At 29.0% G+C, this 25,525-nt stretch carries 20 protein-coding genes; 16 read left to right on the forward strand and 4 right to left on the reverse strand.

Annotated elements, in window-relative coordinates:
- Positions 1-66 precede the first annotated feature (66 nt).
- The 4 genes from CCE28_RS00950 (at position 67) to CCE28_RS00965 (ending at position 3,993) form a co-directional block, all read left to right on the forward strand.
- Entirely contained in the window at positions 67-882 is an 816-nt protein-coding gene (locus CCE28_RS00950) for a transketolase (protein ID WP_095130056.1), read from the forward strand.
- Entirely contained in the window at positions 879-1,814 is a 936-nt protein-coding gene (locus CCE28_RS00955) for a transketolase family protein (protein ID WP_095130058.1), read from the forward strand. Before CCE28_RS00950 ends, CCE28_RS00955 begins: the two co-directional genes overlap by 4 nt.
- A gap of 103 nt (positions 1,815-1,917) precedes the next feature.
- Positions 1,918-2,967 (forward strand): hypothetical protein, encoded by a 1,050-nt coding sequence (locus tag CCE28_RS00960; RefSeq protein ID WP_095130060.1) that lies wholly within the window; start codon positions 1,918-1,920, stop codon positions 2,965-2,967.
- A gap of 156 nt (positions 2,968-3,123) precedes the next feature.
- Positions 3,124-3,993: a mechanosensitive ion channel family protein gene (locus CCE28_RS00965; RefSeq protein WP_095130062.1), complete on the forward strand. Its 870-nt coding sequence runs from the start codon at positions 3,124-3,126 to the stop codon at positions 3,991-3,993.
- Between the two features lie 172 nt (positions 3,994-4,165).
- Here CCE28_RS00965 and CCE28_RS00970 read toward each other — a convergent pair whose 3' ends face one another.
- Positions 4,166-5,032, reverse strand: a complete 867-nt coding sequence (locus CCE28_RS00970) for an AraC family transcriptional regulator (protein WP_095130064.1) — start codon at positions 5,030-5,032, stop codon at positions 4,166-4,168.
- Positions 5,033-5,796: 764 nt separating this feature from the next.
- On the opposite strand from CCE28_RS00970, the gene CCE28_RS00975 reads away from it, so the two are divergent.
- The 5 genes from CCE28_RS00975 to CCE28_RS00995 all read left to right on the forward strand — a co-directional run bounded on the left by CCE28_RS00975 (position 5,797) and on the right by CCE28_RS00995 (position 10,956).
- Positions 5,797-6,864, forward strand: coding sequence for a TRAP transporter substrate-binding protein (locus CCE28_RS00975; RefSeq protein ID WP_095130066.1), 1,068 nt, complete (start codon positions 5,797-5,799; stop codon positions 6,862-6,864).
- Positions 6,865-6,929: 65 nt separating this feature from the next.
- Positions 6,930-7,511, forward strand: a complete 582-nt coding sequence (locus tag CCE28_RS00980) for a TRAP transporter small permease (protein WP_095130068.1) — start codon at positions 6,930-6,932, stop codon at positions 7,509-7,511.
- Positions 7,512-8,789, forward strand: coding sequence for a TRAP transporter large permease (locus CCE28_RS00985; protein WP_095130069.1), 1,278 nt, complete (start codon positions 7,512-7,514; stop codon positions 8,787-8,789).
- A 354-nt stretch (positions 8,790-9,143) separates the two neighbouring features.
- Complete coding sequence (locus CCE28_RS00990; protein WP_095130071.1) at positions 9,144-10,007, forward strand: sugar phosphate isomerase/epimerase family protein; 864 nt, start codon at positions 9,144-9,146, stop codon at positions 10,005-10,007.
- A gap of 49 nt (positions 10,008-10,056) precedes the next feature.
- Positions 10,057-10,956: an NAD(P)-dependent oxidoreductase gene (locus tag CCE28_RS00995; RefSeq protein ID WP_095130073.1), complete on the forward strand. Its 900-nt coding sequence runs from the start codon at positions 10,057-10,059 to the stop codon at positions 10,954-10,956.
- 66 nt (positions 10,957-11,022) lie between these two features.
- Here the strand turns inward: CCE28_RS00995 and CCE28_RS01000 are convergent, their stop codons facing one another.
- A complete protein-coding gene (locus CCE28_RS01000) occupies positions 11,023-16,311 on the reverse strand; it encodes an ATP-binding sensor histidine kinase (RefSeq protein WP_095130075.1) in 5,289 nt (1,762 codons plus the stop codon).
- 408 nt (positions 16,312-16,719) lie between these two features.
- On the opposite strand from CCE28_RS01000, the gene CCE28_RS01005 reads away from it, so the two are divergent.
- The 4 genes from CCE28_RS01005 to CCE28_RS22445 all read left to right on the forward strand — a co-directional run bounded on the left by CCE28_RS01005 (position 16,720) and on the right by CCE28_RS22445 (position 19,726).
- Positions 16,720-16,998: a CD3324 family protein gene (locus CCE28_RS01005; RefSeq protein ID WP_095130077.1), complete on the forward strand. Its 279-nt coding sequence runs from the start codon at positions 16,720-16,722 to the stop codon at positions 16,996-16,998.
- Between the two features lie 6 nt (positions 16,999-17,004).
- The gene (locus CCE28_RS01010) at positions 17,005-18,912 is read left to right on the forward strand and encodes an endonuclease MutS2 (protein ID WP_095130079.1); all 1,908 of its coding nucleotides are present in this window, start codon (positions 17,005-17,007) and stop codon (positions 18,910-18,912) included.
- A gap of 124 nt (positions 18,913-19,036) precedes the next feature.
- A complete protein-coding gene (locus CCE28_RS22440) occupies positions 19,037-19,225 on the forward strand; it encodes a hypothetical protein (RefSeq protein ID WP_207652827.1) in 189 nt (62 codons plus the stop codon).
- 33 nt (positions 19,226-19,258) lie between these two features.
- A complete protein-coding gene (locus CCE28_RS22445; RefSeq protein ID WP_207652828.1) occupies positions 19,259-19,726 on the forward strand; it encodes an esterase/lipase family protein in 468 nt (155 codons plus the stop codon).
- Positions 19,727-20,188: 462 nt separating this feature from the next.
- Here CCE28_RS22445 and CCE28_RS01020 read toward each other — a convergent pair whose 3' ends face one another.
- Entirely contained in the window at positions 20,189-20,488 is a 300-nt protein-coding gene (locus tag CCE28_RS01020; RefSeq protein WP_207652829.1) for a DUF167 domain-containing protein, read from the reverse strand.
- A gap of 215 nt (positions 20,489-20,703) precedes the next feature.
- Between CCE28_RS01020 and CCE28_RS01025 the strand changes: the two genes are divergently transcribed.
- Both CCE28_RS01025 and CCE28_RS01030 read left to right on the forward strand, forming a co-directional pair.
- Positions 20,704-21,582 carry a tyrosine-type recombinase/integrase gene (locus tag CCE28_RS01025; RefSeq protein ID WP_095130081.1) on the forward strand — a complete coding sequence of 293 codons (879 nt, stop codon included), beginning with the start codon at positions 20,704-20,706 and terminating at the stop codon, positions 21,580-21,582.
- A 503-nt stretch (positions 21,583-22,085) separates the two neighbouring features.
- Positions 22,086-22,631 (forward strand): site-specific integrase, encoded by a 546-nt coding sequence (locus CCE28_RS01030; protein ID WP_095130083.1) that lies wholly within the window; start codon positions 22,086-22,088, stop codon positions 22,629-22,631.
- A gap of 1,367 nt (positions 22,632-23,998) precedes the next feature.
- Here CCE28_RS01030 and CCE28_RS01035 read toward each other — a convergent pair.
- The gene (locus tag CCE28_RS01035; RefSeq protein ID WP_095130085.1) at positions 23,999-25,159 is read right to left on the reverse strand and encodes a PQQ-binding-like beta-propeller repeat protein; all 1,161 of its coding nucleotides are present in this window, start codon (positions 25,157-25,159) and stop codon (positions 23,999-24,001) included.
- 148 nt (positions 25,160-25,307) lie between these two features.
- Here CCE28_RS01035 and CCE28_RS01040 point away from each other — a divergent pair, with 148 nt between their 5' ends.
- On the forward strand, positions 25,308-25,505 hold the full coding sequence (locus tag CCE28_RS01040) for a hypothetical protein (protein ID WP_207652845.1): 198 nt from the start codon (positions 25,308-25,310) through the stop codon (positions 25,503-25,505).
- Positions 25,506-25,525 lie beyond the last annotated feature (20 nt).

A 25,525-nucleotide genomic window follows, 5' to 3' on the forward strand; every position in this document is an offset into this window, starting at 1 on the left:
ATAATCTATAAATAGTTTAAGAGAGGCATAAAGCCTCTCTTTTATAAGCCTTTAGGGGGAATTGTTATGGATATACAATATCTAGAAAATAAAAGTTTGCAACTTCGTAATGATTTGATTGATTATGGCTATGAGGTAGGTAAAAGCCATATGGGAGGAACCTTATCTAGTATTGATATGCTTAGTGTACTATATTATGGAATAATGAAACACAGTCCTGAAAATCCCAATTGGAAGTATAGGGATAGATTTATTTTAAGCAAAGGACATTGCGCATTAGGCTTATATGTCATACTTGCTGATTTAGGTTATTTTTCTAAAAAACATTTACTAGAGTACAAAAAAATTAATGGTATATTACAAGGTCATCCAGATAAATCTAAAACTCCTGGCATAGAAATGAGTGCAGGTTCATTAGGCCAAGGTATTTCCTATGGAGTGGGTAAAGCCTTAGGCCTTAAACTGAAGAATATAAATAGTAGGGTATTTGTAATGGTTGGAGATGGAGAACTTGAAGAAGGACAAAATTGGGAAGCCATACTTAGTGCTAATCACTATAAACTAGATAATTTAGTAGTATTAGTAGATCATAATAAATTACAGCTAGATAATACATTAATAGATGAGTTATCCTTTGAAAATTTAATTTCCAAATTTAAATCCTTTGGATGGGAAGTGTTACATATAGATGGCCATAATATAAAAGAAATATATAAGGCTTTAAAATTTTCTAATAAAAAGCCTTTAGCCATTATAGGAAATACCATAAAGGGAAAGGGAATAGATTTTATGGAAAATAATATAAGTTGGCATTGTAATAAAATGACTGAAGATGAATATAAGCTGGCAAAAGATCAATTGAAAGAAGGTGTAGTCCTATGAGAGCACCACGAGACGTATATGGAGAAGTTTTATTTGAATTAGGTGAAAAATATGAAAATATAATAGTTTTAAATAGTGACTTAGCTAAAGCCACTAAGACTACCTTATTCGAAAAGAAATTTCCTCAAAGACATTTTAATCTAGGCATATGTGAACAAAATATGATGAGTATAGGGGGAGGACTATCTAGTGAAGGATTTATACCTATAGCAAGCACCTTTGCAATATTTGCAACAGGAAGGGCCTATGATCAAATACGTCAATCTATTGCCTATCCTAAAAATAATGTTAAAATAATTGCAACCCATCCCGGCTTAGCAGTGGGTTTAGACGGAGCTACACACCAGGCCCTAGAGGATATTAACATAATGAGAGGACTTCCAAACATGACCGTACTAGCTCCCTCAGATGAAGTAGAAACAAAAAAATTAATTGAAAAAGCTATAGAATATGATGGTCCTACCTATATAAGGGTAGGTAGAGCTGAAATTCCTCAGCTGTTTAATTCTAATACTAAGTTTCAAATAGGTAAAGGAAACGTATTAAGAGAGGGATCAGATATTACCATATTAAGTCATGGAATTATGTTGTATCACTCTTTGGAGGTGGCTAAAAGGCTTTTACAGAAGAACATATCAGTAGAAGTCATAAGTATGGCTTCTATTAAGCCTATTGATAAAGAATTAATATTAAAATCCTCTAAAAAGACAAATTGTGTAGTTACTATAGAAGACCATAGCATATATGGAGGTCTTGGTAGTGCCGTCGCTGAAGTCCTAATACAGAAAAACCCAGTGCCTCAAGAGATTATAGGGGTAAGTGATATATTTGGTGAATCAGGAACACCAAATGAATTATTTGAAAAATATGGATTAGATATAAACTCTTTAGAAAAAAGAATTCTGGATTTTTATCATAGTAATAAATATTAAGTAATTTATATTAAAAACGATTGTTAAATCTAATATACTTATAAAATTTCCTTCAAAAACTGCATAATGTTAATATGTGGAAAACATCAGAGGAGGACTTTTTATGAAAAAATATATGCTTTTTATTGTTATATGTTTATTACTAACTTTTGCATTAATTAACTCAATGAATAACGCCCTAACTATGGACACTGTATCAAAAAATGAATCTGTTTTATATGAATACAATGAAGGTATCTCTTATAAGGCCTATACTAACAAGATGATTGATACATACATTATGGTATCAGCTTTATATTTAGATTTTAAGAGTAACACATTACTGCCAAATACAGATAAACACCCTTTATATGTAAAGGCCAAGAACCACTTCACACCTTATAAAAACCATCCTTTTATTAAGGATTTTTCAAAGTATGTAAACTACCATGGACAAGGGTATATTGAATTCAAATTAGATAGGAACAAAGCAATGGCTGCCACCTTAAAAAATGATATTAATAAAAGCATAAGTGTAGATTCTCATAAAATAAATTTTGACTCAATAGAAGCTAGCCCTACGGTGACCATAGTTAAGGGAAGTATTGATAGCATATTTGATTTAGCCAAGGAGCAAATATCAGGTGAGATGTTTAGAGTAGATGAACTAGATTTAAGTCTGATTGTGAATGGAACCTCCTATGAATGTACCGGAGCTGATATGAGTACTAATATGGATGGTATGAAATTTGAATATTCTTTCCCCCCTTTACCTGATACATTAAAATCATTAAACTTTGAACTGAAAAGTTTTAAGGCTAATGAAAAAGTAGAAAAAAATATAAACCTTAGAAAAGGCGTGACTGATACTATAGTTAATCTGATAAATAAAAAAATAGTAATTAATAGGGTATACGAAAAGGATCACGAAACCTTAGTTACTTTCACTTCTACAGATGATATTTTACTATCACCTGTTACGCTCATTGTTGATGGAAAAGATGTTAGTCTAAAGAATACAACTACTAATACAAGAGAAAAGCTATCAGATGGTACCATAAGTCATACAAGAACTATGCACTTTCCAGCTAAGGGAAATAACTTAAAACTATATATAAGTAAAATCTATTATACTAAAAATTATGACAAAAAAATAAATATTCCTTTACATTAAAAATAGGTAGACTTTCAAATAAGTTTACCTATTTAAATTTACTAAGAATTAGTGTATAGTTTAAAACATAAGTATTTCATAATATTAAAATGCAAACATATTGAATAAATCATTTATACCATATTGACTTATTGGAATTAGATAGGGGAGATTCTTTTGCAAGTAGCTTGGGCATATATCAATGAAAATCATTTACTATATAAGGGAGGTTGGACCCTTATAGGGTTAATTATAACCTTATTACTCATCCGAGTCATTAATCGTGTTTTATATTCTATTATGGAACATAACAATAAATACTATGTAGCAAAAAAAAGAGTATACTACTTCTTTAGTTCTGTTTTTGTTATATGCTCCATATTTCTTTGGTTAGATTCTATGGATAGTCTAACTACCTATTTCGGTCTTGTATCAGCTGGTATAGCTATAGCATTAAAGGATTTGTTTGCAAATATTGTAGCATGGATCTTTATTATACTTAGAAAGCCCTTTGAAGTTAGCGACAGAATCCTAATTAATGACCAACAAGGAGATGTTATAGATATACGCATGTTTCAGTTTACTTTAATGGAAATATCATCCTATGAGGATGGTGAACAAAGTACAGGACGTATTGTAAATATTCCTAATTACTATATATTTGTAAATTCGCTGATTAACTATAATAAAGGATTTAAATATATCTGGAATGAAATAAGGGTCCTCATTACTTTTGAAAGTGATTGGCAAAAGGCTAAAGAGATATTGACTGATATTAGTAATAATCATTCGCTACATTTATCTGATGAAGCATCTAAAATGATTCAACAGGCAAAAAAAAGATATATGATTCACTACAATAAATTAACACCAATTGTGTATATGGATGTAAAAGAAAGTGGCATTCAATTAACTATGCGTTATCTTTGTATGCCACGTCAAAGACGAACTACCGTAAATAACATATGGCAAGATATACTACAAAGATTTGATAAAGAAGAAAACATTAAATTAGCTTACCCAACAATAAGGGTTACTCAGAGTTAGAAACTTTTTCTCAATTATAGATTATACTAAAAAATTATTATACGTATAAGGGAAAAATCTCTTGAAATCTATTAAAACGGTTTCAAGGGCTTTTTTTATGTTATTTTATTGTTTTTACAAAATAATTTATTTCAATAAATAGAGATAAATAGAGGACATAGAATCATGTCCTTTATTTTGACATGCCTTTATTAGTTTCATACATATCTCTAAACTTACCTGGAGATAGACCTATTGTCTTTTTAAATAAGTTATTAAAATAATTTACGTTAGTGTATCCTACAAGACGTGAAATCTTTGATACAGATAAATCTGTAGATAATAAATGTTTTTGTGCCTCACCAATTCTTCTATCCATTAAGTATCTAATCGGTGAAAAACCCAATTCCTTTTTTACTATATGTGCTAAATAAGAGGGACTTATATAAAATTTATTTGCCAAATCCTTTAGCTTTATATCATACATATAATTTTCATCTATATATAGCTTTATTTTATATGCTAATGATTCTAAATCATGGGATTCTATGTTTTCGTGGGATAGGGCTAAACGAGTAATTAAAGTTATAAGTGCCCTTAATAGATTATGACATATTAAATCAAATCCTTCTGCCTGGGTTAGGGATTCTTCAAATATCTCTAGCATATATTTTTCAACTTTATAAGAATGAGGTCCAGCCTTAATAATAGGGCATACATTATTGGAAATTATACAATTATCATCTATTCCTTTTATAAAAATATCCTCTACTCCCAATACGATAGTTTTCAGAGGTGACTTGGGATCAGACGACTCTTGATGTAAAACCTCTTTATTAAAAATCACTATATCTCCTTTTTGTACTTCATAGTGAACATTATTAATTATAAAATTTCCCTTACCTTCCTTAATATATACAATTTCACTTAAATGTTTATGCATATGCATAGAGTAAAACCATTTAGGTTCATCACAAACTTTGCATACATAGGATAAATTGGGTCCGCTTTCATTCCTAAAGATACTATCTTTCACCTTGGATAAACATATTTTAATCATATAAATCACCTCCTAGTTAATTATAAGAAATTAGTAAAGTGTATTTAATTATGGTCAATATACTACATGGGTTGGCCATTTACAACGTTTTTGACATTATTATTTAGGAATAAACAAAATAATATGCTCCCGTAATCCAGCATTACATACAAGAAGGAATTTCTACATTGTTTTTGTCGAAATCGGAGTTCTTGTTGAAATTTCAATGAATTTGCTTAAAGGGAAAAAATTATAATAATTGAATATATAAAGATATGATATGTCACTTTACTAAAAAACAATATAATGCAATAGGATGACAAGATAGTGCAGTTCTATTGAGATAGTAAACTTTTTAATTAGTAGAAATGCCTATTGATAAAAATACAACAAACAAAATAGTGTACATCCCATAACAAGATTGTCCGTAGTTAATTATATTCATGAAATGGTATAATAATAATCAAATTAATTAAAATAGTACTTATCTATAAAAATACATCATGTTTTCATAAATATACTCATTGACACATTAAAAAACTACTTTTCATGAAACCTACTTATATATTATATATTTCATAATTAAATTCAACATGTACATAATCTAAAGAGAAAACCTAGTGTTTTTATTTCAAGAGATATATTTAACTTTCATTTGTTTAGCTCATTGATCTTTCATATTTCTAAGATATATATTTTGCAGGGGAAAACATTATATTTTAAGGATTTAGAAGAATCAATGTTCGTATATTCTAATAGTTCAAATTTTTAAAGGAGGAAGGGAAATGAAAAAAATATTATCCGTATTATTGATGATCACATTAATCGCTAGTCTTATGGTAGGTTGTCAATCTAAAGAAAAAAACAATGAAGAATCTAAAGAAACTGTCAGTGAACAGAATGCTGAAGAAAAGGTTTATACTTTTAAATTTGCTAATCAGAAGAATGAGCAACATCCTAGAACTGTTTCTATGATGTGGTTTAAAGATGAACTTGAGAAACGTACCAGTGGAAAAATAAAGGTGGAGATATATCATAGTGGTGTTTTAGGAAAAGAACAGGAGCTTTTTCAAATGACAGTTACAGGAGCCTTACAAGGATATAGAGGCGCTGGATACGAACAGTTAAGTGATAAATTTAGTTTATGGAATGTACCATTTTTATTTCAATCCTATGATGAAATTTCCTATTTCGAGCAAAGCGATTTTGCTAATCAGATAATGAAAGATGCTTCTAAAAATGGTATCTACATACCCGCTGTTGGATTCACTGGTTTTAGAAATATGATGAATATGAAGAAAAAAATTGAGCATCCATCCGATCTTAAAGGATTAAAAATGAGAGCACCAGGTCAAGCTCCTATTATTAACTTTTATAAGGAAGTGGGTGCCCACCCACAAGAAATGAATTTCTCAGATGTATATATGGCCCTAAAGACAGGGGTAGTAGATGGAGTATGTAGTAGTGCATCTGATTTAGAAACTAACAAAATATATGAAGTGGCAAAGCACTTTACATGGAATAACTATATGGCTGGTGCTGACCCTTTCATGGTAAATATGAAATGGTATGAATCTCTTCCAAATGATTTAAAGAGAATATTTGATGAAGTTTCTATAGAAACTATGGTTTACTCTGACAAATTACTTTCTGAACAGGAAAATGAATTTGCTAATAAGTTACAAGGTGTAGTAGATGATACAGTCCAAGTACTTGAAGATCCAGAATTGACAAAAGAATGGGTTGAAGCATCAAAGCCCCTTTGGAAAGGATTTGTAGAAGAAGGTTTATTTACACAAGAGGATATAGATAAAGTTGAAGAAATACTTGAAGAATATCGTAAGAATAATTAACTAAAGTAAGGCCATTTATATGGCCTTACTTGTATTCTATATAGAGAAAGGATGATGCTATTCTTATGGAATTACTAAAAAAGATAGATACTTTTATTACTCGTTCAATTGAAATAGTCATTACTATTTTTTTTATGATAATCTTATGTCTAGTTTTTATACTAGCCATGTTGCGATATGTATTTAGCTCCTCTATAATGGGTGCTAATGAGGTCATAACCATGTTATTCATATATTGTTCATCTTTAGGGGCAGCAATAATGGTAAGAAATAGGGAGCATATTAAAATATCATTTTTCATTGATAAATTTTCACCCATTGGCAAAAAAATAATCTTAACTATAAACTATTTATTAATTAGTGGATTAAACATTTGTCTTGTATACCTAAGCTTTGATTGGATTAAAAACACCTGGGATTTTAAATCTCAAATAACAAAAATTCCATTTTGGTTAGTGGAAATTTCAATCCCTATAGGATGTGGCTTAATAGTATTATATTCTCTTAATAACATTCTTTTAATATATACTAACTCTCAAGAGTTTAATATGGAGACCTCTGAAGTAGATTTAGAATTAAAAGATGCTCTTATTCAAGTTAAAGAAACACAAGTAGAAGATAAACAAATAGATGGGGAGGTAATATAATTGATACTTTTATTAGTAGGTTTAGTGCTGTGTCTAGTAATTGGTGTACCAATTGCATATTCACTAGGTGTATCAGGGTTAGCATATTTCTTAGTGTATAGGCCAGAACTTTTAACAGTTCTACCTCAAAGACTCTTTGCTGGATTAAATAGTTACTCAATGATAGCCTTACCATTGTTTATTCTTATGGGACAACTGATGAATGATAGCGGTATTACAGATAAGATAATCAATTTTAGTAATTTAATCTTTGGAAAAGTAAAGGGAGGTCTTGGTTGTATTAACGTTTTTGCCAGTATGATATTTGGTGGTATATCTGGTTCATCTGCATCTGATACGGCATCTATTGGTGCCATATTAATCCCTGAAATGGAAAAAAGAGGATATGACAAGGAGTTTGCAGCAGGTATTACAGTGGCCTCTTCTACTATGGGAATGATCATACCTCCAAGTGTTCCTATGGTTTTATACTGCGTAACTGCAGAACAATCTGTAGGTAAACTATTTTTAGGAGGCTTAATTCCAGGAGTCTTAATTGGTTTATCACAGCTTATTATAAACATAGTCATATCTTATAAGAGAAATTATCCTAAAGAAGATTTTGTATATTCGTGGGACTATGTTTGGAGTATAACCAGACAATCCCTCTTGGCGCTTATTATGCCAATTTTTATAGTAGGTACAGTAGTGTTAGGAATTGCAACAGCAAATGAATCTGCATCCTTTGGGGTTATGTATGCAATTTTTGTTGGATTATTTATTTTTCGTTGTATTAATCCAAGGAATTTCCCTAAACTATTTTTACATGCCATAAAAACTTCTTCATCAATTATGGCCATAATAGCTATTAGTCAATTATATATATGGATATTGTCTCTAGAGGGAGTTCCACAGGCATTAGCAGCCTTTGTTGTAAGTATGAATCTTGCTCCCGCACTTATGCTGATAGCTATTATGATAATAATCCTATTAGCAGGGACTTTTATAGATGTTAGTCCTGCCATATTACTATTGACTCCAGTATTTTTACCTGCTGCCATGTCTGTTGGTATTTCTCCAGTTCAATTTGGAGCTTTATTAATATCAGGTCTAGCAGTAGGGGCAGTAACCCCACCTGTTGGCACTTGTCTAAATGTAGCTGCAGCCATTTCAGATATGGAAATTGGTAGAATATTTAAGGGAGCAGTTCCTTTTTTAATAGGAAATGTGATAGTTCTTTTATTAGTTTGTTTATTCCCAGCAATAACTACATATTTACCTGAGTTACTAGTAAGATAGAAGATTTAAATTCTATATATGTTCTAAATAAAACCAAGAGTCCCGTGTTATAAATTTATAGCATGGGACTCTTATTTTTTAACTCGTACAAAATTAAATAATATAATGCAATAAAATAACAATATAGTGAAGGAGGAATTTAACCTAAGGATCAATACCTATTGAAATGAATAGATACATAAGTTTACAAAGAGTAATATAGTGCACTTCTTATAACAATATTGTTCATAGATAAAATACTTTCTATGGAGTAATGTATATATAGAACCCAATAAGTTATATATGTACTACTTTAATTTTTTCAATAATATAGTTGTTATGGGATGAGAATTAAAACCTAAGGAGGTTTCAACCATGAAAATTGGTGCCATTACAAATGGATGTAGTTATGATTTTGAGGAAGCTTGTAAAATTTTAAACTCAACAGATGTAAAATATGCAGAACTTCAATTTCTGTGGGATAAAGAAGTGGGAGATCACACCCCAGAGGAAATTGAAAAAATAAAAGAACTTCTTAATACTTATAATCTTAAAGTATCATGTATATCTAGGCACAACTTTGTAGGATTAAATGTTATGACTACAGAAGTGGACGATGAAAACTACAAAAGACATATGATGTATTTAAAAAAGACTATTGATATGGCTAAGGAATTAGGCACTAATCTTGTTAGGACCATGACCTTTGGAAAACAAATGGTTATCTGGGGAGACCATGGAGCTGACAAATGGAATGCAGGTGGAAATAAATCCTGGGATAAACTATTAAAGCTATTTGAAAAACCAGTTCAATTGGCTGAGGATGAAGGTATTGACTTAGTAATGGAAACGGGTACGGGGGCTATGATTACCTCAGGTTATTTAGCAAGAAAGTTAATAGATGACTTGGGAACTAAGCATTTAAAAGTTTTATGGGACCCTTGTAATTCATTATATTGTAATGACATATTATTCCCTGATGCATATTATGCAATTCGTGATCATATTGCTCACGTCCATATAAAGGATGCTCATGTTAATATTCCTAAAGCTACAATTGATTTTTGTCCAATAGGAGAGGGCAATATGGCTCCTTATTTAGAAAATATAGCCAATGCTCTTAAAAAGGATAATTATAATGGAGTAATTTCTTTAGAGAATGTTTATAGACCAGATAATGGAGATTATTTAGATGGTTATTACATAGACATTAAAAATATGAAAAGATTATTTGGTTAATATAACTTTATCAATTTTACTTTATTAAAAAATGTAGGAGGGAATAATTATGAAAAATATTGGTTTTGTAGGCCTTGGTGATATGGGAATGGGTATGGCCAAAAACTTTTTAAAAGCTGGATATACTGTAAAAGGTTTTGATTTACGTGAAGATAGATTAAATAATTTTGCAACGGCTGGAGGGATATCTACATCTAATTGTGCCGAGGTAGGTAAAGATTCAGATGTGGTATTTGTAATGGTATTAAACGGGGATCAGGCTAGAAATGTAGTTTCAGGAGAAAATGGGTTAATGGAGACCATGAGTCCAGGTTCTACTTTAATCTTAACTGCAACTATAGGACTTAAGCCTATAAAAGACATTGAAAATATCCTTAAGGAAAAGGGGATAAACATGATTGACTCAGGAGTAAGTGGGGGACGTGGAGGCGCTAATGCTGGAACTTTAACTATGATGGCATCTGGAAGTAGTGAAGTTTTCAAGAATTGCCAAGATATTCTTAATGTGGTGGGAAAGGATATTTATCATGTTGGTGAAGAAATTGGTATGGGGCAGGTTGTAAAATCTTGTCTTCAAGCTCTGGTAGGAGCAACATTTCAGGCAACCTTTGAAACTCTAGTCCTTGGTTCAAAGGCAGGAGTTAAACCTGAGACTTTAGTGGAAGTAATAGGTTCAAGTGTAGTAGGAACTCCTTTATTTAATAATGCAGCTAATCTCATAATGGAACGTAAATTTAAGGATACGGGTAGTCACATAGGAACCATGTATAAAGACCTAGGTATAACTATGAACCTTGCGAAGGAATGTGGAGTTCCTATGTTTGCAACTGGAGTAGCAATGGAAATGTTCCAAGCTGGTATATCTGCATTCCCAGAGGAAGATAATTGGTGTATAGTGAAATTATTAGAAAACATGGCTGGAACTATTGTAAAAAAAGTGAATAGATAAGATCTTATCTTTAATAGAAAAGATGGCTTTATATAGGCCATCTTTTTTTATTAATGAATTGTATATTTAAAAGTATATATCAGAAAACTCTATTTGTATTCTTTGTTGATTATCTTTAACTACTGCCACTTCATCCATATAACTGTTTATATGCCTAGTATCACATACGGGAAGATTTATTATAAATTCACTTCCATGACCCAATTCACTTTTCACACTAATTTTACCACCCAATAATTGAACAAATGATTTGACTAAAGATAAACCAATTCCACTTCCTTCATTATTCCTAGATAAAGATTTATCCGCTTGAGCAAACCTATCAAATATTATATCTTGTTTTTCCTTTAAGATACCTATACCCGTATCTTTAACAGAAATAGTAACTGTATCTCCATTGTCTATGAAATTTACCTTTATTAACCCGCCTTTATCAGTAAACTTAATAGCATTAGAAAGTAAGTTTAATATTATTCTCTCCATCTTATCTAAATCACACATCATGATTTTTTCTTCCACATTTGTATCATATATTACGTCGATTCCCTTTATACTAGCATAATCGACTACAGATAAGGTTATATCTTCCACTAGTTGAGTTACGTTACATTTTTTCAAAGATACTGGTATATAGCCTGAATCTAATTTAGTTATATCAATTAAATTATTTACTAGTCTTATGAGCCTATAACAATTTTGTTTCGTCATAGAAGAATACTTTATTACTTGTGTCTTACTTTTTTTGTCAAATTTATTAGTGAAAATCAAGTCACTCATTTGTATGGCTCCTAACATGACATTTAAAGGTGTTCTTAACTCATGTGATATATTTGCAATAAACTCAGTTTTCAATTTATCATATTCAAGGATTTCTTCTAATAATTCATCCTTTTCTTCAATGTTTTCTTCTAATATGCTATTAAGTTCTTTAATTTTATTGTACATAATGGCATTTTCCATAGATATGGCAGCTTGAGAACCTAATATTTTTAATAGCTTTAAATGTTTCGTTGTAAAAGCATTAGTAGAAAGATTATTCTCTAAATACCCAATACCAATTAAATATCCTCTAGCTATTATGGGCATACATAAAATTGATTTACTTTTGCACTTAATCACATAAGGATCCTTAGTGAAAATCCCATCATTAAATGCATCGTTTAAAAGCACATCCTCCTTAGTTCTCATAACATAATTTATAATGCTATGGGGTAAATTTCCATATTGTTCAATAGGGGTATCTTCTATCAATCTTACTTTTCCATTGTTAACTTCACCTGTTACTAAATATTTATTGTTCTTATTCATCACAAATATGGATCTTTGTGCCCCTGAATACTTTGTACTAATATATAAAAGCTTTTTTAATAATCTATCCATTTCAATTTCCTTAGATATTGCTTGTGATGCAGAAATAACTGTATTCATATCTATTTCGTTTTCTATATTTAATACATTATAATCTCTAGTAGAAGGGGAGAAGAGGAATAGTTCTTCATATTTTCCCTCCATATGCTTTACCTTTTTATTAGCTCCCCACGTATGATATAGGTAATGGGATTCTTTCATATATATGGAGGCAACCTTCTTTTGTTTTCTATTTAAATAGAATCTTGCCACTAATTCATTGGCTAAAGCCTCATCTTGTATAAACTCATTTTTACCAGCAAATTCTATAGCCTTTTCGTAAAAGTCCATAGCCTTATCATTTTGATTTAAAAGTTTATATTTTTCTGCTTCTACTATATAGTATTTATGTGCAAAATTTTCTTCACAGTTTTCCATCCATGTTCTCATTTGTATTTGATTTAACTCTATTTCTTTAATATATTCTTTCTTTTTCCCATCTGAGACTTTGTCACAAAGTTTCAATAGAGTTAATGATCTATAAAAATTGTATTCCGCTATGAGGAAGGTACCTGAAATAAAAGGCAAGAGGTCTTTTGCCTTCATGAGGTTTTCCAGTGACTTTTTAGGTCTATCTAAAATATATTCCACTTGACCCTTCATGATATAATAATTTCCTAATCCTAGGTAGGTTTTATTTTTCTCACAATTATGTATATATTTTTCTTCATCATATATATAATCTTGAATTTCTAAAGAATCACTTTTAATTAAATTATTCACTATTAATTTAAATCCTTCAATAACAGATGTGGATAATGAATTCTTTGTATTAAGGGAAAATGATAGGAATTTATCAATATGACTCTTTAAAATTTCTAATTTCATCCCTTGTGGAAAAAAGTTTGATAATATAGACATAAACATATATCCAACAAATTGCAATTCTCCTGACTTTATCCCAAAATCATAACCTTCCTTATAGAGATCATATGATTTTCTTATATGGTCTACCCATGGGGTTAGATAGCAGGAGATATTGTAAAAGGATTTACATTGTTGTGATATATCTTCATATTTTTTACTTACCTCTAATCCTAACAAACCAAATGCATATCCTAGTTTATATTCCTCATATTTACCTAATAAAATACCAAAGTTAGTATAGCTATGAGCAGATTCCGCTGCATTTCCATATTTTATAGATAAAAACACCCTCTTAGCTGCAATGAATCCCCATAGATCCTGATTTTTAACGTAGGTAACAGGAGCTAACTGTGTTAATATTTTAAGTATTGCCTTTTTCTCTAGACTACTCATGTCTTTTATATGTATTAATGAACTAACAGAACTGCTTCCCACTAATTCTTTGATTTTATGTATTTCCTTTTGAGTTAATCTGTTAAAGTCACCTGTGGGTAGGCTCATTCCTAATATGTTTAATATTTCAATAGCCATTTCAATGGCCTTATCATACTCACCAGACATGGTATGCATTAGGATCATAAGTCTATATAATTTAGATTTATCTATTTTATCACAGACTTTACTTAGAGCCTTTTTTAATATTATTTCACTATCATTAAAGTTTCCATTTAAGTATTCTAATTCTACATATTCTTTATATACATTAAATGTTAAATCGTATTCTAGATGCCAAGAGTTTTCAATTAATAGATTCATACTTGTTTTTATAAAGTCTAACGAGGCCTTATAGGCCAAAGACTTTTTTCCTTTACGAGCAGCTATGAGATTTAATTTACTTATTTTCATCTTTTCTTCTTTATCATAAATCAGCTCTATACTTTCATTAAACTGATCTACAATATTAAATATCTTATTTTCCACCTGAGAACAATCCATATTTTTTATGAGACCTCTAGCAATTTTTAAATGATATTCTTTTTTTTCATCCATGGGAATTAAAGAGTATGCAGACTGTTGTATTTTATCATGCAAGAATTTAAAAGAGATATTCCTGCTGACATATTCCTTAGTATTATTTAATAAAATCTTATAATCCTTATCTAGTGGAATTATAAAACCTTCCTTAATAGCCTCCCATATGCTATTAATCATATTTTCATACGTATCTTCATATATGATGGATAGGGTATTTATGTTAAATTTACTGCCTATGCAGGCTCCTAACTTTAAGATTTCTTGACTTCCCTTAGATATACCTTTCAACCTTTTGGTCATTAAATTAACTACGTTGTCAGACGAACCCATGTATTTTACTACGTCTATATCCCAATACCATTTTAGTTTTTTTGAATCGAACCTCAATATTTTTTCATTATACATACTGTTTAATAATTGAACTATAAAAAAAGGATTTCCTTGAGTTTTTTTCTCCACAACATTTGCCAATTCTATACTAGAGCTTTCCTCACAATGTATAGCATCGCATATTAGCTCGTTTATATGTTCTTTGTTTAAGGGTTCTAAAGAGATTCTTTTTCCCTTAATGCCCTTTAATTTATATATATCATTTAAAGTTTCCGTAAAAGGTTGGTTTTCATCTATTTCTTTGTCCCTATAAGCACCTATAAATAATATGTATTTAGTCTCTAAATCCGACAGTAAATCTCTCAAAAAGTTTAATGTACTATAATCAGCCCATTGTAAATCATCAATAAATATAACTAGTGGATGAGATGCAGTAGCAAAAACTCTTATGAACTGCTTAAGGGTTTCATTAAATCTCTTTTTAGATTCCTGAGGAGATATACTTATTATGGAAGGTTGCTTTCCTATAACCAATTCTAACTCTGGAATTACATCTATAATTATTTGCCCATTTATACCTACTGCCTTTAGAATTTTTTCTTTCCATATATGCAATATTTCTTTTTTTTCTGTTAAAATCTGTTTAATTAAACCGGAGAAGGCCTGAACAATACCACTATATGGAACATTTCCTTTATAGAGTTCAAATTTACCCCATAGGAAGTAACCCTTTTCTTTTACAAGGGGTTTATGAATTTCATTTATTAAAAAGGTCTTCCCAATACCAGGAGGACCTTTGAATAAAACGATTCTAGATTCTCCCTTTAAAACTTCATCAAATTCCTTCCCTAATAATTTTAACTCTTTATCTCTACCATAAAGTTTTTCACAGATTTGAAATTTACTACTACTAAAATTACTATCTAAGTTAAATTCTTCAATTTCACCATTTGATTTAAGTTTTTCTAAGCATATTTCTAAGTCTAATTTCAAACTCCAAGCACTTTGATATCTTTCTTCAGCCCGTTTTGCTATGAGTTTTATGACTATATTTGATAATATTAAAGGTATATGTTTCTTTAATGCATTAGGAGAAACAGGTTCTTGTGCAATGTGACCATATATTATATCCATCTTGTCCCTAGATTTAAAGGGAACAATATCTGTTAGCATCTCGTAAAAAGTCATCCCCAGTGAATATAAGTCTGATCTGAAATCTATAGATCTATTCATTCGTCCCGTTTGCTCTGGTGAAATATATAAAATATTTCCATCTAGCATATCTGGTGCCACTGCAGTCTGAGTTTCTTTTTTTACTTCAGAAGCCATTTGAAAATCAATTATTTTTACTTCCTTAGTATTAGAGTTTATAATTATATTTTGCGGATTTAGATTTTTATAAATATAATCCATATCATGAATTTCACCTATTATATTGGTTATTTTTATCATTATTTCTAATATTTCTTTTATGGAAAAATAATTGGTCTTTATTAGTCTATCTAAGGATATACCATGAAAATCTTCGTATATAATAGCTCGAGTATGTTCTAGAATTTCCATGTCATATACTTTAATTATCCCATTAGAGTTGAATTTTTTAGTAGTCTCATATTCATATTGAAACAAGTCTAAATCCTTAGTAGAAGGATAATCCTTTTTTAATATTTTACCTACGATAGGTAGCTTATCTTTTAATCGTGTACCCCTATAAACGATTGTATTATTACTCTCATAAATCTTTTCTGCAAAATTATATCCTTTTAATGGAATCATTTAATTTCCCCCTCAAATATAACCACATTCCAAATTGGATTTTTCATTCAATGTCAATGCATAATACATCATATTTTTACCTTTTTTTTCATATTAATACTAATTCTATTAGAATCAGCATTTTCCTCTATTATTCTAATTTCAATTAATGGAGTATAATGTATTATGAAAGTTTAATTATAAAAAATAATTCTCTTGAAAAGGAATTGAATATCATGAGATAATTATTAAGAATAATATTAATTATAAAAGGAGTTGTAATTTATGTTACTAAAAAATAAATCTTACTTATTAGAGGTGGGAGTTAAACGACTTAATAAATAAGTGTGTTTAACTAATATTAGTATAACCCTTATTTATTAAGTCGTTTCTCACAATAAGACTTATAAATATGGGAGGATTTAAAACGTGAGTTATAAAAATGGAAAAGATATTTTACCGAAAAGTTTATTAATAGAAATTCAAAAATATGTAGAGGGCGAATTGATATATATTCCTAAGAATCATGGAACCAGAGTACCCTGGGGGCAAGTTAATGGTACTAGAGAATTTATGGAAAAAAGAAACATGGATATTTACCATAAATATAAAGAAGGTCATTCCATTGACACTATTATGGAAATCTATAATCTATCAGAATCTAGTATTAGAAAAATAATATTAAAGTCAAATAAGGGTATGAGGTAAATAATTATGAATACAAATACTTTAGAAAAATTAGGATATAATCAATTAAAAGAAACTCTAAAAAATTTCTGTATAAGTGGTTTAGGTAAAAATCTAATAGATAATCTAAAACCTCTTACTAATATAGTGGGAGTAAAAAAAAGATTAAATGAAACAAGTGAAGCTAAAAATTTATTAAATAATGTTAATCATATACCCTTTGATGGGATACATGATATAACATCCTTAATGAATAAGATACAGAAGGGCAGTATTTTAGAACCTAACGAACTGATAAATGTATCTGATTTTTTAAGAGGTAGTAGAAGAATAAAAAAGTTCATGATGGAGCAAGCTTTTTATGCTCCCACATTAAGTGAATATGCGTTAGCTCTTAGTTCACTGGATTTTATAGAAGATGAAATTAATGGTTCTATAAAAAATAACAAAGTAGATTCTAGTGCATCTAAGGATTTATTTAAAATAAGGAAAAAAATCTTTACTACTGAAGAGAATATACAACAAAGATTAAATAAGGTACTTTTATCTGATAAATATAAAAAATATATACAAGATTTTCATGTGGTAAAACGAAATGATAGGTACACTATTCCTATAAAATCATCTTATAAAAATAAGATAGATGGAGCAGTGATAGATGTTTCTTCAAAGGGAACTACAGTTTTTATAGAACCAACTAGTATATGTAAATATAATGAAGAACTTACAAGTTTAAAATATGAAGAAAAGGCTGAAGAATATCAAATACTTGCTTATTTAACAGGTATGCTCTATGAGGAAATACAATCCCTTAATATTAACATAGAATTAATTAGTCAATACGATATGATTTTTGCTAAAGGGAAATATAGTAATTATATAGATGGAGTAGAGCCTAAGATTAATTTTCATGGATATATTAATATAATAAAAGGAAGACATCCACTTTTAAAGGAAGAGTGTATACCTCTTGATTTTCATATTGGAAATGATTATAGAACTTTAGTAATTACAGGCCCAAATGCAGGAGGTAAGACTGTAGCTTTAAAAACTATAGGACTTTTAACTTTAGCTGCTCAATCAGGGTTACACATAAGTGCATCTAAAGGAAGTAGTCTATCTATATTTGATAATATATTTGTAGATATAGGAGATAATCAAAGTATAGAAAATGCCCTTAGCACCTTTTCATCCCATATGAAAAATATCTCACAAATTGTGTATGAAGCTAATAATAGCTCTTTAGTACTGTTTGATGAAATTGGAACAGGAACAGAACCTAATGAAGGAGCTGGCCTTGCCATTGCCATATTAGAGGAACTATATCATATGGGATGCATAACTATTGCTACTACTCATTATTCTAATATTAAGGATTATGCCTATGGTCATCCAGAATTTGAGAATGCATATATGAGATTTAATCCAGAAACCTTAGAACCTTTGTATGAAATGGTTATTGGTAAAGGTGGAGATAGTAATGCCCTTTGGATTTCAAGGAAAATGGGATTAAAGGAAAAAATATTAAACAGAGCAAAGACATATATAAATACTAAGGAATATAACTATGGTATTGTAGATGCAAGAAAAATACGAAAAGAGCAAAAAGAATCTATATGTAAGACAGATGAAACCATAAATCATTTTAGAGTAGGGGATAAGGTTCGATTATTAGATACTAATGAAAAAGCTATAGTCTATAAAGAGAAAGATAAAAACAATAATATAGAGGTAATGGCAAATAATGAGTTTAAAAGTGTAAACATTAAGAGGGTAAATATCCTAATAAAAAAAGAAGATCTATATCCAGAAGGATATGATATAAATTCATTGTTTACTTCCTATGAATCTAGGAAGCTTGAAAAGGATATTAAAAGAGGTTCAAAAAAAGCATTAAAGAAAATACAAAAGGATATAAAAAATAGAGACCTATAATTATAGGTCTCTATTCTTTATATTAGACTTATTATTGTTTCATATTTAAAATTAAGACTTGTAAACTTAAAATTCCTATCTTCATATATTAATATTATATTAAATGATGATAGGAGGTGTCTTTATGTATGATAAAAAAATTCCTTTAATATTTCTTCCTGGATTATTTGGTTCAATTAGTGATGTAATAGTTCCAGGTACAGGGAATTGGAGTTTTGGGGTTTCTAAATATGTGTATGATCCCTTTATACTAGTTTTAGAAAGCTTAGGATATGAGCTAAACAAAAATTTGTTTATTGCTTTTTATGATTAGAGAAAAGAATGTGATTATATAGCTAAAACATATTTGTATAAAAAAATAAAAGAAGCTAAAAAAATAACAGGCTGTCACAAGGTGAATCTAATAGGTCATAGCATGGGGGAATTAGTTTCTCGATCCTATGTTCAAAGTGATTATTACGCCAATGATGTTGAACAATTAATTCAACTTGGTACACCCAATTCCGGTACAGCTCCCAATTTTAGTTTTTGGTCAGGAGGAGAATTACCCGATCAAGATAATTTAGGCTTTAACTTTGTTCGAATGTATATGGATGCATATATGCTCATACTCAAAATAAAATATAAAGGACAACAAATAGATGCTATCCATACTCATTTCAAAGGACTTAATAATATTATTCCCGCTCTAACCTATGGTGATTATTTGTTTTATGAAGATAACAATATGATGGAATTCAAATCTATTCAAGGGATGCAAACACAGAATAGCTTTTTAAATAATCTAAATAAGAATATGAATATAATAAAGTAGAGAAAAATAGAGGTAACTATTATAGCTGGAATTGGCGAAGAAACTATAAATTATCTTCAAATAGTTCCTAGTTCAGATAGTAATAAGTGGATCGATGGGAAAGTAGTAGATTTTACCACTTGTCTTGAAGGAGATGGAAATGCACTTGTAAATAGTGTCTTCTATTTAGATGGAGAAAAATATATAATAGAGGGTACTCATATTGAAATTCTTTATAAATGTAGGCCTATTCTAAAAGAAAAACTTCTATAAAGAATAACCATAATAAATAATATTTTTTTATAGAATTCGTAGAACATATGTTCTCGGCGTTGAAAAAGGGCACTCATTCTTATTTTAATGGAAAAGTAAAGCTTGAAATTTAGCCATTTGTGATTAAATATAGTTTAAGTGCTAATCCCATACACAAAGAACATACGTTCTGTTGATATAAAACTAGACAAGGCATATATAATTTCTTTATTAAATAGTTATTTTTATTAATTTTAAAGGAGAGGTTTCACCTGATATTATCTCTATATCTTTCTTAGATACATTTAATATTTTAGATAAATATGCTATTATCTCCTTGTTAGCTTTGCCCTTTTCAGGAGCTGATCTTATATTAAGCTTCAAGGTTCCATCCTCTAGGACCTTTTTAAATTCTATCTTAGACATTTTAGGAGATACTTTAATTTTAAGAGTAACCATATTGTTCTGCTTTAAATCTTCTATATATTTATTAATAATATTTTCCATCATATGTACGTTCCTTTCTTTCATGTAAAATCATTAATATTTTATAATATAACTATAAAAAAATAAAAAATAAATAACCTTCTTAATATATTCTATATTGTTATAATTGATTAGCACAAGTACAATATAATCCTATTCACATAAATTTTTTATGGTAAACTATTAAAAATTTGTTTAAAAAAATGCATTTTTACCTTACAATATAAATATAGACAGATTGGAGGTATTAAATATATATTATGGAAAATATATACATAATAAATGATTTTTTACATAGACTTAAAAATCCTAAAAGCAAAAAGGATTATAAGAGGGATATAATATGTTTTTTAGATTTTGTAGAAAAGGATGACTTTAAGAATATAACCCTTGAGGATTGTAAGGATTACATAGGCCATATAAATACTTTAGTAAATGAAGATAAACTAGCTTTAACTACTGGTGAAAAATTTTATAGCCAATTATATAGTTTTTTTAATTACTTAGTTGAGAGAGAATACATAGAATATAACCACTTCAAAAATATTAAAAAGATCAAAGCCACTAGAAAAATATCAAAGGATAGGATTATTAGTTGGGAAGATTTAGATAAACTAATTACAGTATTACGAGGATATAACCCAAGAGACTATGCTATATCTCTTTTAATTTTCACATCAGGATTAACTTTAAAAGAATCGGTAGAGTTAAAATGGAACCAATTTGTTTTGGATTCTAGTAATAATGTAGGGATTAAATTTAGTACCTCTAAAGGTGATAGATTTGTGAAAGTAAAGGATGATGTTTGGCAACTTTTATTAGATTATAAATCTAATCTAGATTATGCCACTTCTAAAGATTCCTATGTATTCTTGAATAAAAAAGGTAGTAAAATATCAGATCGATGGATTAGGATTATTTTAGAAAAGGCATGTAAAGATGCTGGATTACCAAGGACCTATTCACCAAGGGATTTAAGACACGCCCTAGCTGCTCATGCTTTAAAACGAGGTGCTTCATCTGAACAGGTAAAGGATCAACTAGGGTGGAGTAACGCATCTTTAGCAGAAAGATATTTATATACTATCCAAGAGCTAGATAACAACGCTATAGATTTTATAAATTTCAAATTAAAGTAAGTAAAAAAACAAGCCTTTATTTCTAATTATAAGGCTTGTTTTTTTATGCCTTAATACAATAGGTCTTTATGACATGTTTTTTCATTATGTGCCATAATAAGACTAATTAGCACCTTTAGGTTTCATAATGTGGTTATGGTAAACTTTATTTGATTTTTATCATGGAAAAATTGAATCTAGAGGATTGCTTTTAAGGTATCTCTAAGAAAATTGAACCTAATCTCTAAAATGAGTTTTAAGAGGATTTTAATTATAATAGGACCCATAAGTCGACGGCATACCAAAAACTTCTTAGAAAGGTTATATGAAAAATCTATAGAAACACCTCTTATGAATGTAACACTTTATGTAAAGTGTTACATTGATGTTTTTCTTATATACATTGAAATTTCAACATTTCGACATGTGTCGAAATAACTAAAGTAACATAATCCATTGCATTGTGACATTGAATGTAATATAATTTTAGTGTGGGGTCATGTGAAAAAAGGGGGAATTTAGGGGTGAAATTTGTACAGCCTATAAGGGATAAACATAAGATTGAAGAGATGAAAAATGAGCTCTTAAAAAGTGGTTATAAAAATTATTTATTATTTGTGGCTGGAATAAATACAGGACTTAGAATTAGTGATTTGTTAAGATTAAGAGTCTACCATGTACGTGATAGAAATCACATTATTATAATAGAGAAGAAGACGGGTAAGGAAAAAAGGTTTTTAATTAATAGTCAACTTCGAAAGGATTTCGAAAAATACATAAGAAACATGAGTGATGATACTTATCTATTCAAAAGTAGAAAAGGAGAAAATAATCCTATTTCAAGAATTCAAGCTTATAGAATTTTAAATAACGCTGCAAGCATAATAGGACTTTCGGAGATAGGTACTCATACTTTGAGGAAAACTTTTGGATACTGGCATTATCAAATATATAAAGACATAGCCATACTTCAAGACATTTTTAATCACTCATCTCCAAGTATAACTTTAAGGTATATAGGTATAACTCAAGATCTGAAAGATAAGACTATAGAGGATTTTTATCTTTAGTTTACATAATGTATTTATAAGTAACTTTTGTGTTTTTTAGATAAAAGTCATCAAAAAACGAGGCTATATTTTGACATATACGCCTCGTTTTTTGATTTTTCGACCAATGGGTTTGGCAAGGCACTTTTATTCTTAAATTCAATCTTAGGCCTTATAAAAAAAGTGGAGTTTTCATATTGTAATTATGGTAAACTTAAAGTGTTTAAATCGAAGATATAAATGCCTATTCATACACCCAAGAACATTTGTTCGTAGGTGTGCATTTAAATAATAAAAAAACAAAACTGTTGTTTTAAAAGATAAGAATCTAGAAGATTTCTAGTTTGGTTTACATAATGTATTTATTTAGTTTTTCTAGATAAAAGACAATAAAAACGAGGTTATAATTTAAGGTTTAAGCCTCATTTTTATTATCAGACCAATAGATTTATTGCGGTGCCTATAGTTTTAAAACTTATTTTTAGAATCAATAAAAGAACATAGTTTTCATATTGTATCATGGTAATCTAATATTCTTATAATTAAATTAAAAATGCCTTTTTAGACTCTCCAGAACATACGTTTGCAATTCAGTTGATATTGGTTAAAACATAAGAAGTGTAAAAATATATAAAATGAAATAATATATGGGCTTATAAAAAAGTATAGTCCTATACGTTAATAAACTTCTTAGCGATTATCTATGCTAGATTTTCATTGGCAAATATAGTATAGATTTGATGCAGAGTTGCATACCAAAAGCAGTTATTAAATCCACACGGGTTTACCATAAGTATTTTATGTATAGTAAAGTGGATGTTTAAAAGACATGAAATGGTATTAAAGTAGATATATATAATATGGGAAAATTTGATTGAGAGATTAAATATAAATTTTAAATTAAAAGATTAATAATAATTAATAAGTAAAAATTAGAATTGAATTTGGACAAAATCATTTGATAAAATAATAAAAAATTATATACTGATACAAAAACACATTTTTATTATTAAGTAATAATTATATAAAATCATAGGGAATTTAATTAAATTGACATTAATGTATGTGCTAAGTAATAAAAGCTGATAAAAAATTAAATATGTTGAAATTATAACATCTAACTACTATCTATGATAATAGTTTTTGTTGCATTGGCATTAAAGTATGTACTTTTTAGAAATATCAAATAAAATTATCATCTGTTAAATTAACATAGTAGTTTTCTCAATTATATCACTATTGAAAGGGATTTTTATTTATAAAATCAATATTTGCGACTTGTTAATATATGGTATAGTAGACCTGGACTAAACTACTGGTTAGCCTAATTTAAATTTAAAGCCAAAAGATATCTAAAACACATGAAAATAATAATATTTCGGTCATCACTATTTCTCTAATTTTGATAAATCAAAAACTTTTACCGTGCCGTATTTGTCACATGTGTAAAGTTGATTATTTACTACTATTATAGACTCCATCCATAATTCACTATGAATACCTGTATTCCATATTATAGGCCTATCTGTGTTTTCAAGGTCTAGCAATACTATATCCTTAATAAGCTTATCATTAAGCTTAGTACCTTTAAATTCATAATTATTACATAAACTTAAAACCATATATCTTCCATACTCTTGTCTTTCTGAAATCCTTTTTTCAAAATCAATCACCCAAATAGGATGTAATTGCCTTTCATAAAAATTAAACTTAGAATTATCAAGAGTATAAAAATAACCTTTTGAAGTTGCGATATTCCTTAGATGCCAACTACCAAATTCTTCATCTGGTGGATTTTTAAAAACATTATCAACTAAAAAATTTTTCTCGTCTTTAGACTTCCTAATAAATGGGTATTTATTCAGCACTTCCCCAGTCTTAGGATTGAATTCATAGTAGGTCGAACCTTTTAGATACAAATATTTGTTTTTATATTTATATAGATCTACAGAGCCAGCTTTGAACCCTCTATCATTTTTCCATACAACTTTTCCAGTAGTATAATCCATTCCAAAAGTTGCGTTATTCCCCGTCACATATATTGAACCATCATACATTAGTATATTGTTATAAATCAAAAAACGACTAGCATCCCCTCTGTCTTTAAACTTTCGATTAAATACTACTCTCTTAGTTCTTTTAGTTTTTGTATTTATAATAAATATATCATCACTATCCCACCCGTAAGCTAGTGCTATAACACCTTTCTCAATTGCTATATAACTAAAACCATCATCATCTATATCAACGTCTATTTTAAATTCATCAATAATTCTTAGTTCAGATAAACTTACGGTATAAATAGTCTTGGTAGACGATAAAATATACAATTTATCCCCTTCTGTAATATATCTTTCAGGCTCGCCATCTATTTTAAAAGTCCATAACACATCTAAATCAACAATATTCTGTTTAGGAAGTTCAAACTTCTGCTCTTGCGCTTTTTTTATATTTCTATCCTTACTGTTATTTGTATTGACATAAGCGACAGTCGAGATAACTAATATACACACTACAATAAATAGAAAATTTTTCAATGCTGATTTCAACACATAACCTCCTTATAATAAAATTATAATAAAATTTAATATATATATTTCATTACAATATATTCATACATAATTATACATATATGACCATATTATAACCTATTTCCACTTAATATTAAACATGTGCTGTGAGAGTTTTCAACATATAATGTACCTATTCCAAAATCAGCTGACACATCAACAATCACAAGTTCCTACTCCATCACAAGTAAAAAGAGAGATGGATGAAAATAATAAAGATGCACTAATAGCAAGTTTAAAAAGAAGAATAAAAAAATTAGAAGAAGAAAATAAAGGACTTAGAGAACAACTAAAAATCAATTATGCAGATATATTTATGTCTTAAGCTCTGTTTTAAGAAAATGT

Origin of the sequence: Anaeromicrobium sediminis, from assembly GCF_002270055.1 — a bacterium.
GTDB classification, from domain to species: domain Bacteria; phylum Bacillota; class Clostridia; order Peptostreptococcales; family Thermotaleaceae; genus Anaeromicrobium; species Anaeromicrobium sediminis.

Bases quoted from the DNA above. Each gene is read 5' to 3' on its own strand.
- CCE28_RS00980 (WP_095130068.1), top strand. From the start codon at position 6,930: ATGGAATTACTAAAAAAGATAGATACTTTTATTACTCGTTCAATTGAA.
- CCE28_RS00975 (WP_095130066.1), top strand. From the start codon at position 5,797: ATGAAAAAAATATTATCCGTATTATTGATGATCACATTAATCGCTAGT.
- CCE28_RS01040 (WP_207652845.1), top strand. From the start codon at position 25,308: ATGTACCTATTCCAAAATCAGCTGACACATCAACAATCACAAGTTCCT.
- CCE28_RS01020 (WP_207652829.1), bottom strand. From the start codon at position 20,488: ATGAAAGAAAGGAACGTACATATGATGGAAAATATTATTAATAAATAT.
- CCE28_RS00990 (WP_095130071.1), top strand. From the start codon at position 9,144: ATGAAAATTGGTGCCATTACAAATGGATGTAGTTATGATTTTGAGGAA.
- CCE28_RS00955 (WP_095130058.1), top strand. From the start codon at position 879: ATGAGAGCACCACGAGACGTATATGGAGAAGTTTTATTTGAATTAGGT.
- CCE28_RS00950 (WP_095130056.1), top strand. From the start codon at position 67: ATGGATATACAATATCTAGAAAATAAAAGTTTGCAACTTCGTAATGAT.
- CCE28_RS01025 (WP_095130081.1), top strand. From the start codon at position 20,704: ATGGAAAATATATACATAATAAATGATTTTTTACATAGACTTAAAAAT.
- CCE28_RS01010 (WP_095130079.1), top strand. From the start codon at position 17,005: ATGAATACAAATACTTTAGAAAAATTAGGATATAATCAATTAAAAGAA.
- CCE28_RS00960 (WP_095130060.1), top strand. From the start codon at position 1,918: ATGAAAAAATATATGCTTTTTATTGTTATATGTTTATTACTAACTTTT.
- CCE28_RS01000 (WP_095130075.1), bottom strand. From the start codon at position 16,311: ATGATTCCATTAAAAGGATATAATTTTGCAGAAAAGATTTATGAGAGT.
- CCE28_RS22440 (WP_207652827.1), top strand. From the start codon at position 19,037: ATGTATGATAAAAAAATTCCTTTAATATTTCTTCCTGGATTATTTGGT.
- CCE28_RS00995 (WP_095130073.1), top strand. From the start codon at position 10,057: ATGAAAAATATTGGTTTTGTAGGCCTTGGTGATATGGGAATGGGTATG.
- CCE28_RS00970 (WP_095130064.1), bottom strand. From the start codon at position 5,032: ATGATTAAAATATGTTTATCCAAGGTGAAAGATAGTATCTTTAGGAAT.